Source organism: Cupriavidus taiwanensis LMG 19424 (assembly GCF_000069785.1).
Lineage (GTDB): Bacteria > Pseudomonadota > Gammaproteobacteria > Burkholderiales > Burkholderiaceae > Cupriavidus > Cupriavidus taiwanensis.
Window position 1 is genome coordinate 3,127,856 of the sequence record NC_010528.1, and the last position, 9,645, is coordinate 3,137,500.

7 protein-coding genes, 6 tRNA genes and 3 rRNA genes (1 of these 16 running past the window's edge) are annotated in these 9,645 nt (G+C 58.5%); all 16 read right to left on the reverse strand.

Annotation, left to right across the window (positions count from 1 at the left end; translation table 11 throughout):
- Positions 1–197: 197 nt before the first annotated feature.
- On the reverse strand, positions 198–572 hold the full coding sequence (gene rplL / locus RALTA_RS14425; protein WP_012354151.1) for a 50S ribosomal protein L7/L12: 375 nt from the start codon (positions 570–572) through the stop codon (positions 198–200).
- Positions 573–641: 69 nt separating this feature from the next.
- Positions 642–1,169 (reverse strand): 50S ribosomal protein L10, encoded by a 528-nt coding sequence (gene rplJ, locus RALTA_RS14430; RefSeq protein WP_012354152.1) that lies wholly within the window; start codon positions 1,167–1,169, stop codon positions 642–644.
- Positions 1,170–1,578: 409 nt separating this feature from the next.
- Positions 1,579–2,274 carry a 50S ribosomal protein L1 gene (rplA, locus tag RALTA_RS14435; protein WP_012354153.1) on the reverse strand — a complete coding sequence of 232 codons (696 nt, stop codon included), beginning with the start codon at positions 2,272–2,274 and terminating at the stop codon, positions 1,579–1,581.
- Complete coding sequence (rplK, locus tag RALTA_RS14440; RefSeq protein WP_010810467.1) at positions 2,275–2,706, reverse strand: 50S ribosomal protein L11; 432 nt, start codon at positions 2,704–2,706, stop codon at positions 2,275–2,277.
- Positions 2,707–2,868: 162 nt separating this feature from the next.
- Positions 2,869–3,450, reverse strand: a complete 582-nt coding sequence (nusG, locus tag RALTA_RS14445; protein ID WP_012354154.1) for a transcription termination/antitermination protein NusG — start codon at positions 3,448–3,450, stop codon at positions 2,869–2,871.
- 10 nt (positions 3,451–3,460) lie between these two features.
- The gene (gene secE / locus RALTA_RS14450) at positions 3,461–3,841 is read right to left on the reverse strand and encodes a preprotein translocase subunit SecE (protein WP_012354155.1); all 381 of its coding nucleotides are present in this window, start codon (positions 3,839–3,841) and stop codon (positions 3,461–3,463) included.
- A 59-nt stretch (positions 3,842–3,900) separates the two neighbouring features.
- Positions 3,901–3,976, reverse strand: a tRNA-Trp gene (locus RALTA_RS14455).
- Positions 3,977–4,059: 83 nt separating this feature from the next.
- Complete coding sequence (gene tuf / locus RALTA_RS14460) at positions 4,060–5,250, reverse strand: elongation factor Tu (RefSeq protein WP_012354145.1); 1,191 nt, start codon at positions 5,248–5,250, stop codon at positions 4,060–4,062.
- A gap of 45 nt (positions 5,251–5,295) precedes the next feature.
- Positions 5,296–5,370: transfer RNA gene (locus RALTA_RS14465), tRNA-Thr, on the reverse strand.
- Positions 5,371–5,409: 39 nt separating this feature from the next.
- Positions 5,410–5,483, reverse strand: a tRNA-Gly gene (locus RALTA_RS14470).
- Between the two features lie 51 nt (positions 5,484–5,534).
- Positions 5,535–5,620 (reverse strand) — tRNA-Tyr (locus RALTA_RS14475).
- Positions 5,621–5,913: 293 nt separating this feature from the next.
- Positions 5,914–6,027: ribosomal RNA gene (gene rrf, locus RALTA_RS14480) — 5S ribosomal RNA — on the reverse strand.
- Positions 6,028–6,141: 114 nt separating this feature from the next.
- Positions 6,142–9,020, reverse strand: a 23S ribosomal RNA gene (locus RALTA_RS14485).
- A 299-nt stretch (positions 9,021–9,319) separates the two neighbouring features.
- Positions 9,320–9,395, reverse strand: a tRNA-Ala gene (locus tag RALTA_RS14490).
- Positions 9,396–9,405: 10 nt separating this feature from the next.
- Positions 9,406–9,482: transfer RNA gene (locus RALTA_RS14495), tRNA-Ile, on the reverse strand.
- Between the two features lie 62 nt (positions 9,483–9,544).
- Positions 9,545–9,645: ribosomal RNA gene (locus RALTA_RS14500) — 16S ribosomal RNA — on the reverse strand (it continues 1,433 nt past the right edge of the window).
- The 16S, 23S and 5S rRNA genes sit together here with 5 tRNA genes alongside, the layout of an rRNA operon.

A 9,645-nucleotide genomic window follows, 5' to 3' on the forward strand; every position in this document is an offset into this window, starting at 1 on the left:
GTGTGCCACTGATGTTTGGCCTCTGCTGAATCGCTGGCAAAAGCACCCTTGCCGCGAGCCGCAAACATCACTTCTAACGCGTTATTGCTGTGCCGAGTGGTGACTAAAACACAATCGCACAAGCGCAAAAAGGCTGGCGCCGGGAATTTCCCTTTGCCAGCCCCGTTCGCGTGCCGCGAGGGCACGCGAGTACAGCATTACTTGACGTCGACCTTGGCGCCGGCGTCTTCCAGCTTCTTCTTGGCTTCGGCAGCAGCGGCCTTGTCCACGCCTTCCTTGACGGGCTTCGGTGCGCCATCGACCAGGTCCTTGGCTTCCTTCAGGCCCAGGCCGGTGATTTCGCGAACAGCCTTAATCACGCCAACCTTGTTGGCGCCGACTTCGGCCAGGATCACGTTGAACTCGGTCTGCTCTTCGGCAGCAGCAGCACCGGCAGCGCCCGGAGCAGCAGCCACGGCCATGGCAGCGGCCGACACGCCAAACTTCTCTTCGAACGCCTTGACCAGGTCGTTCAGTTCCATCACGGACATCGCGCCAACGGCTTCCAGGATGTCGTCTTTGGTGATTGCCATTTGAAATACTCCTACTAGATTTGATTCGGTATCGGTAATGCGATCTTTCGATGCGCGGCCTGGATTGCCTTAGGCTTCGGCAGCAGCTTCCGCTTCCGCGGGAGCAGCGCCTTCTGCCTTCTTGGCGGCCAGAGCAGCCAGCAGACGGGCGAAGCCCGACACCGGTGCCTGCATCACGCCCAGCAGCTGAGCAATCAGTTCGTCGCGGCTCGGGATCGAGGCCAGCGCCTTCACGGCGGCAGCGTCGAGAACCTTGCCGTCATACGACCCGGCGCGCAGGACCAGCTTGTCGTTGGTCTTGGCGAAGTCGTTCAGAACCTTGGCCGAGGCCACTGCATCTTCGGAAATACCGTAGATCAGCGGACCGGTCATCTGCTCTGCGAGGCCTGCAAACGGCGTACCTTCGACGGCACGGCGAGCCAGCGTGTTCTTCAGAACGCGCAGGTACACGCCTTGCTGGCGAGCGGCAGCACGCAGCTTGGTCAGATCGCCAACCGCAATGCCGCGATATTCGGCGACGACGATGGTCTGGGCCTTGGCGACTTGCGCCGAGACCTCAGCAACGACGGCCTTCTTATCTTCAATATTGAGTGGCACGGTTAAGCTCCAAAATGACGCTGTGTCTCCGGCAATACCGGAGCCTTCACGTCAGCACAAACGAACGGCGTCCGATTGGCCCGAATCATCCGGGTCGAGGCCCGGCTTCATCAATCCCTTCGGGTGCGCCATCTGCGCTGGCTGGCCGGAAGACCTGGCTCAGGCGTAAAGCCTTCGCTCATGCTCCAACCGATTAAGCCCCTTCCGCTTTGCTGCCGCGGACAAGGACACCAGCGGTCTTTGATAACCAGCGGTGCCGCCCGACGCTTGCGCATCGAACACGGCACCACTGCCCAAAGCCTTGCTCCTTTCCTTGCGGTCCGGAGACGACCCTCGCCACTGGCCAGGGTCTTCAATTCTCGCTTGCCGACCGGTGTTATCGGGTTCCGGTCAGCAAGTTGCCGTCAGCTCAGGCGGCCAGCGTAGCCTGGTCGACACGCACGCCCACGCCCATGGTCGACGAGACCGCGACCTTGCGCAGGTACACGCCCTTGCTGGTGGCCGGCTTGGCCTTGACCAGCGCGTCCAGCAGCGCCGCCAGGTTGCTCTTCAGCGCGGCGTCCTCGAACGAACGGCGGCCGATGGTGGCGTGGATGATACCGGCCTTGTCGACACGGAACTGGACCTGACCGGCCTTGGCGTTCTTCACGGCCTGGGCCACATCGGGGGTCACGGTACCGACCTTCGGGTTCGGCATCAGGCCGCGCGGGCCCAGGATCTGGCCCAGCGTACCGACGATACGCATCGTGTCCGGCGAGGCGATCACGACGTCGAAGTTCAGGTTGCCGGCCTTGACTTGCTCAGCCAGGTCTTCCATGCCGACGATGTCGGCACCGGCAGCCTTGGCGGCCTCGGCCTTGTCGCCCTGGGCGAACACAGCCACGCGCACCGACTTGCCGGTACCGGCGGGCAGCACCACGGAGCCACGAACCACCTGGTCCGACTTCTTGGCGTCGATGCCAAGTTGCACGGCCACGTCGATCGACTCGTCGAACTTCGCCGAGGCGCAGCCCTTCACCAGGCCCAGGGCCTCGTCGATCGGGTAGAACTTGGTACGCTCGATCTTCGCCTTGTTGGCGGCGACGCGCTTGGAAACCTTAGCCATTTACAGACCCTCCACGGTGATGCCCATCGAACGAGCCGAACCGGCGATGGTACGCACGGCAGCGTCCAGGTCGGCGGCGGTCAGGTCAGCGTTCTTGGCCTTGGCGATTTCTTCAGCCTGGGCGCGGGTGATCTTGCCAACCTTGTCGGTGTGGGGCTTCGGCGAACCCTTGGTGATGCCGGCTGCCTTCTTGATCAGCACGGTCGCCGGCGGCGACTTCATCACGAAGGTGAAGCTCTTGTCGGCGAAGGCGGTAATCACCACCGGCACCGGCAGACCGGGTTCCATGCCCTGGGTCTGGGCGTTGAACGCCTTGCAGAACTCCATGATGTTCAGACCACGCTGACCCAGTGCGGGACCAACGGGCGGGGAGGGATTTGCCTTACCAGCCGGAATCTGCAGCTTGATAAAGCCAATGATCTTCTTGGCCATCTCTACTCCAATCCGGATCGCTCCACTCGCGGAAGACGATCCTGTTGAGTCGTAACGCGCTGTCGCCGCACCGGTGGCACGGCCTCACGCTCCTCTTTGGCAATGCCCTGGGGCACCGCCGTTGCCCGTTGCCGACCTCTCGGCCGACAACCGGCAAATTCCTTAGACCTTCTCGACCTGGCCGAACTCGAGCTCGACCGGCGTGGCACGTCCGAAGATGGTGACCGAGACGCGCAGGCGCGATTTCTCGTAGTTCACCTCTTCGACGTTGCCGTTGAAGTCGGTGAACGGGCCGTCCTTGACGCGCACCATTTCGCCCACTTCGAACAGCGTCTTGGGACGCGGCTTCTCGACCCCTTCCTGCATCTGGGTCATGATCTTGTCGACTTCACGCTGCGAAATCGGGCTCGGGCGGTTGCGGGCGCCGCCCACGAAACCCGTGACCTTGCTGGTGTTCTTCACCAGGTGCCAGGTCTCGTCGGTCATTTCCATTTCCACCAGCACGTAGCCGGGGAAGAAACGACGCTCGGTGACCGACTTGTGGCCACCCTTGATTTCCACCACTTCTTCGGACGGCACCAGGATGCGGCCAAACTTGTCCTGCATCTCGGCGCGCTCGATGCGCTCCTGCAGCGCGCGTTGCACGCTCTTCTCCATGCCGGAGTAGGCATGCACCACATACCAGCGCTTCTTCGACGAAGGCGATTCCGGCGCGGCGGTTTCCTGCTGGGCGTTATCCGTCATGTGCTACCTCTTATTTCCAGCCCAGCACGAGCGAGAACACGACCCACTCGATGAGCTTGTCCGCCGACCACAGGAACAGGGCCATGACAACGACAAAGACAAAAACCAGTCCCGTCATCTGTCCGGCTTCCTTGCGCGTCGGCCAGACGACCTTGCGAACTTCCCGATACGATTCCTTGGCGAACCCGATAAAGTCCTTGCCCGGTGCCGACACCAGCGCAACCACGATACCCAGTGCAATACCACCGAACAGTGCGGCGCCACGTACATAAGACGGTTGCTGTGCCAGTGCATAGAAACCGATGACGCCCGCAACCACCAGCAGCACCGCTACGCCAAGCATCCACTTGCCGCTGCTGGCGTTCACGGTTTCAACATTGGGATTGGCCATGTTTCGCAAACGAGACTAAGCCGCGTCACGATTGCTCCTCGCGACGCGGCTGATTGATTTGGCAGGGGCAGAGGGAATCGAACCCCCAACCTTCGGTTTTGGAGACCGACGCTCTGCCAGTTGAGCTATACCCCTAAAACAACTTCGGGGTCGACGCTTGCGCCAACCCCTCTGGCAACGAATGCGGCCGGTTGGTGCCGCATTCGCTATCGAACAGCTTAGTCGAGGATCTTTGCCACGACGCCGGCGCCGACGGTACGGCCACCTTCGCGGATAGCGAAGCGCAGGCCTTCTTCCATGGCGATCGGGGCGATCAGCTTGACGGTGATCGACACGTTGTCACCCGGCATGACCATTTCCTTGTCCTTCGGCAGCTCGATCGAGCCGGTCACGTCGGTGGTACGGAAGTAGAACTGCGGGCGGTAGTTGTTGAAGAACGGGGTGTGACGGCCGCCTTCGTCCTTCGACAGGATGTACACCTCGCCGGTGAAGTGGGTGTGCGGCTTGATCGAACCCGGCTTGCACAGCACCTGGCCGCGCTCGACGTCTTCACGCTTGGTGCCGCGCAGCAGCAGACCGACGTTGTCGCCAGCCTGACCCTGGTCCAGCAGCTTGCGGAACATTTCCACGCCGGTGCAGGTGGTCTTCACGGTCGGCTTGATACCGACGATTTCGATTTCCTCGCCGACCTTGATCACGCCGCGCTCGATACGGCCGGTCACCACGGTGCCGCGACCCGAGATCGAGAACACGTCTTCCACCGGCATCAGGAAGGTACCGTCAACGGCACGCTCCGGCGTCGGGATGTAGGTGTCCAGCGCGTCGGCCAGGCGCATGATGGCTTCTTCGCCCAGGTCGCCCTTGTCGCCTTCCAGCGCCAGCTTGGCCGAACCCTTGATGATCGGGGTGTCGTCGCCGGGGAATTCGTACTTGCTCAGCAGCTCGCGAACTTCCATCTCGACCAGCTCGAGCAGTTCGGCGTCGTCCACCATGTCGCACTTGTTCAGGAACACGATGATGTACGGCACGCCAACCTGACGGGCCAGCAGGATGTGCTCGCGGGTCTGCGGCATCGGGCCGTCAGCGGCCGAGCACACCAGGATCGCGCCGTCCATCTGGGCGGCACCCGTGATCATGTTCTTCACGTAGTCGGCGTGGCCCGGGCAGTCAACGTGCGCGTAGTGGCGGTTGGCCGTCTCGTATTCGACGTGCGCGGTGTTGATGGTAATACCGCGTGCCTTTTCTTCCGGCGCTGCGTCGATTTCGTCGTACTTCTTGGCGGCACCGCCGAACTTCGAAGCCAGCACCGTGGCGATCGCTGCGGTCAGCGTGGTCTTGCCGTGGTCAACGTGACCAATCGTACCAACGTTCACGTGCGGCTTGGTCCGCTCGAACTTTTCCTTTGCCATTTCGCGACTCCTGTCTCGGTAGCGATATTGCCAGTGCGTGGTATTTGGTGCCCATGGGCAGGATCGAACTGCCGACCTCTCCCTTACCAAGGGAGTGCTCTACCACTGAGCCACATGGGCGAAACTAGACGTACTACTTTATGACAGCAACCGCGCGACTGGAGCGGGTGAAGGGAATCGAACCCTCGTCGTAAGCTTGGAAGGCTTCTGCTCTACCATTGAGCTACACCCGCCTGGGTCTTTCCTGCTTCTTCACCGGCGTTGCCGGCTGCTGTCTTGCATTCTGGTGGAGAGGGCTGGATTCGAACCAGCGTAGGCGTAAGCCAACAGATTTACAGTCTGCCCCCTTTAGCCACTCGGGCACCTCTCCGCAGAGAACTATCGATTATGGGCTTCCTCGCCGCTCCTGTCAAGCACTTTCCGTTGCGGATGCTGTGCTGCCAAGGAATCGGGAGGGCGTTCCGGCGTGGCGTCTGGCGCTGCCTGACCGCTCCCACAAGCGCAGTTTAGATTTCTGCGTTCTCACCCTATAGGGGCTTTGCCGGACGGCTCCTGGCGCGTCAGGAGCGGCCTGGCGGGGCTGCTTGAGGCGGTTTCGAACGGGCGGCGGAAAAGCAAAAACCCCTCGCAGCACACGCTGTCGAGGGGTTTTGCACAATAAGAGCCTGGCGATGACCTACTTTCACACGGGTAATCCGCACTATCATCGGCGCGGAGTCGTTTCACGGACCTGTTCGGGATGGGAAGGGGTGGTTCCAACTCGCTATGGTCACCAGGCATGAGGGGTTGTGGCGCTGGGGTTGAAGCCAGCGTCACGAATCGGGATGTAGTGTTGGTTGTGTGTATCGAGGCACAAGGCGATCGACTCACCAGGTGAAACACACTGGTTATAGGATCAAGCCTTACGGGCAATTAGTACTGGTTAGCTTAACGCATTACTGCGCTTCCACACCCAGCCTATCAACGTCCTGGTCTCGAACGACCCTTCAAGGAGGTCAAGCCTCCAGGGAATCCTCATCTTCAGGCGAGTTTCCCGCTTAGATGCTTTCAGCGGTTATCTCTTCCGTACATAGCTACCCTGCGATGCCTCTGGCGAGACAACAGGTACACCAGCGGTACGTCCACTCCGGTCCTCTCGTACTAGGAGCAGCCCCCGTCAAGATTCCAACGCCCACGGCAGATAGGGACCAAACTGTCTCACGACGTTTTAAACCCAGCTCACGTACCTCTTTAAATGGCGAACAGCCATACCCTTGGGACCGGCTACAGCCCCAGGATGAGATGAGCCGACATCGAGGTGCCAAACACCGCCGTCGATATGAACTCTTGGGCGGTATCAGCCTGTTATCCCCAGAGTACCTTTTATCCGTTGAGCGATGGCCCTTCCATTCAGAACCACCGGATCACTATGTCCTGCTTTCGCACCTGCTCGACTTGTCGGTCTCGCAGTTAAGCACGCTTTTGCCATTGCACTTTAGGTACGATGTCCGACCGTACCAAGCGTACCTTCGAACTCCTCCGTTACACTTTGGGAGGAGACCGCCCCAGTCAAACTGCCTACCATGCACTGTCCCCGACCCGGATTCACGGGCCAAGGTTAGAACCTCAAACAAACCAGGGTGGTATTTCAAGGACGGCTCCACGTGAACTGGCGTCCACGCTTCAAAGCCTCCCACCTATCCTACACAGATCGGTTCAAAGTCCAATGCAAAGCTACAGTAAAGGTTCATGGGGTCTTTCCGTCTAGCCGCGGGGAGATTGCATCATCACAAACACTTCAACTTCGCTGAGTCTCGGGAGGAGACAGTGTGGCCATCGTTACGCCATTCGTGCAGGTCGGAACTTACCCGACAAGGAATTTCGCTACCTTAGGACCGTTATAGTTACGGCCGCCGTTTACCGGGACTTCAATCAAGAGCTTGCACCCCATCATTTAATCTTCCGGCACCGGGCAGGCGTCACACCCTATACGTCCACTTTCGTGTTTGCAGAGTGCTGTGTTTTTATTAAACAGTCGCAGCCACCATTTTATTGCAACCCCTTCACCCTTCTGGCGCAGGCCAGTCAAGCTACCAGGGCGTACCTTATCCCGAAGTTACGGTACCAATTTGCCGAGTTCCTTCTCCCGAGTTCTCTCAAGCGCCTTAGAATACTCATCTCGCCCACCTGTGTCGGTTTGCGGTACGGTCTCGTATGACTGAAGCTTAGAGGCTTTTCTTGGAACCACTTCCAATTGCTTCGCAGCACTAGGCCGCTCGCCCCACATCCTTGAATTCCGCGCCCGGATTTGCCTGAGCGCCTTCTCCAATGCAGGGACCGGGACTTCCAACACCCGGACAACCTTCCGCGATCCGTCCCCCCATCGCATCATACGACGGTGCAGGAATATTAACCTGCTTCCCATCAGCTACGCATCTCTGCCTCGCCTTAGGGGCCGACTCACCCTACGCCGATGAACGTTGCGTAGGAAACCTTGGGCTTACGGCGAGGGGGCCTTTCACCCCCTTTATCGCTACTCATGTCAGCATTCGCACTTCTGATACCTCCAGCATCCTTTACAAGACACCTTCACAGGCTTACAGAACGCTCTCCTACCACGCACTTGCGTGCGTCCGCAGCTTCGGTATATGGCTTAGCCCCGTTACATCTTCCGCGCAGGACGACTCGATCAGTGAGCTATTACGCTTTCTTTAAAGGGTGGCTGCTTCTAAGCCAACCTCCTGACTGTTTTAGCCTTCCCACTTCGTTTCCCACTTAGCCATATTTGGGGACCTTAGCTGGCGGTCTGGGTTGTTTCCCTCTTGACACCGGACGTTAGCACCCGATGTCTGTCTCCCGTGATTGCACTCTTCGGTATTCGGAGTTTGCTATGGCGGGGTAATCAGCAATAGACCCCCCAACCATGACAGTGCTCTACCCCCGAAGGTGAGACACGAGGCACTACCTAAATAGTTTTCGGAGAGAACCAGCTATTTCCAGATTTGTTTAGCCTTTCACCCCTATCCACAGCTCATCCCCTAACTTTTCAACGTTAGTGGGTTCGGTCCTCCAGTACGTGTTACCGCACCTTCAACCTGGCCATGGATAGATCATCTGGTTTCGGGTCTACACCCAGCGACTCAACGCCCTGTTCGGACTCGCTTTCGCTACGCCTTCCCTAATCGGTTAAGCTTGCCACTGAATGTAAGTCGCTGACCCATTATACAAAAGGTACGCCGTCACCCCCGAAAGGGCTCCGACTGTTTGTATGCATGCGGTTTCAGGATCTATTTCACTCCCCTCCCGGGGTTCTTTTCGCCTTTCCCTCACGGTACTGGTTCACTATCGGTCGATCACGAGTATTTAGCCTTGGAGGATGGTCCCCCCATCTTCAGACAGGATTTCACGTGTCCCGCCCTACTTGTCGTACACCTAGTTCCACAATCGTGTTTTCGCATACAGGGCTATCACCTGCTATGGCCGGGCTTTCCATCCCGTTCTGCTAACACCACTGCTAAAGAGTACAAGGCTCTTCCCATTTCGTTCGCCACTACTTTGGGAATCTCGGTTGATTTCTGTTCCTGCAGCTACTTAGATGTTTCAGTTCGCCGCGTTCGCTTCCCTTGCCTATGTATTCAGCAAGGGATGACCCATTCGGGCCGGGTTTCCCCATTCGGACATCTCCGGATCAAAGCTCGTTTGCCAGCTCCCCGAAGCTTTTCGCAGGCTACCGCGTCCTTCATCGCCTGTGATCGCCAAGGCATCCACCACATGCACTTGTTCGCTTGACCCTATAACAAGTGTGTCTCATCGACACGCTCACTACAGGTTGAGTTCTCGCATTTGTGCCGTATTCCAAGTCATCTTTCGATCACTTTAAAATACACTTGGTTGATACAATCACAACCCGGTATCGCGTTCAACTACTGTGCTTCTCATCAAAGCACCGCGACACCTTTACTACATCCCATATTGTTAAAGAACAGCCGATCGTTAGATCGCTTGGCAATGCCAAAGGAAAGCACTCCGTAAGCGCTTTCCTTTGACAACCAATCCAAGGTACCAGGCGTTTCGCACCGCTCGTAAGCGGTGGTGGAGGATGACGGGATCGAACCGACGACCCCCTGCTTGCAAAGCAGGTGCTCTCCCAGCTGAGCTAATCCCCCTCGGATAACTTGGTGGGTCTGGTAGGACTTGAACCTACGACCCCCGCCTTATCAAGACGGTGCTCTAACCACCTGAGCTACAGACCCTTGGCTGTAACAGCAAACAAACCGATAAGTGTGAACGCTAGGCTTGAGACACAAGCCTCTGGAAAGGAGGTGATCCAGCCGCACCTTCCGATACGGCTACCTTGTTACGACTTCACCCCAGTCATGAACCCTGCCGTGGTAATCGCCCTCCTTGCGGTTAGGC

Coding starts and splice junctions, on each gene's coding strand:
- rplL (WP_012354151.1), bottom strand. CDS start 572: ATGGCAATCACCAAAGACGACATCCTGGAAGCCGTTGGCGCGATGTCC.
- rplA (WP_012354153.1), bottom strand. CDS start 2,274: ATGGCTAAGGTTTCCAAGCGCGTCGCCGCCAACAAGGCGAAGATCGAG.
- rplK (WP_010810467.1), bottom strand. CDS start 2,706: ATGGCCAAGAAGATCATTGGCTTTATCAAGCTGCAGATTCCGGCTGGT.
- nusG (WP_012354154.1), bottom strand. CDS start 3,450: ATGACGGATAACGCCCAGCAGGAAACCGCCGCGCCGGAATCGCCTTCG.
- secE (WP_012354155.1), bottom strand. CDS start 3,841: ATGGCCAATCCCAATGTTGAAACCGTGAACGCCAGCAGCGGCAAGTGG.
- tuf (WP_012354145.1), bottom strand. CDS start 5,250: ATGGCAAAGGAAAAGTTCGAGCGGACCAAGCCGCACGTGAACGTTGGT.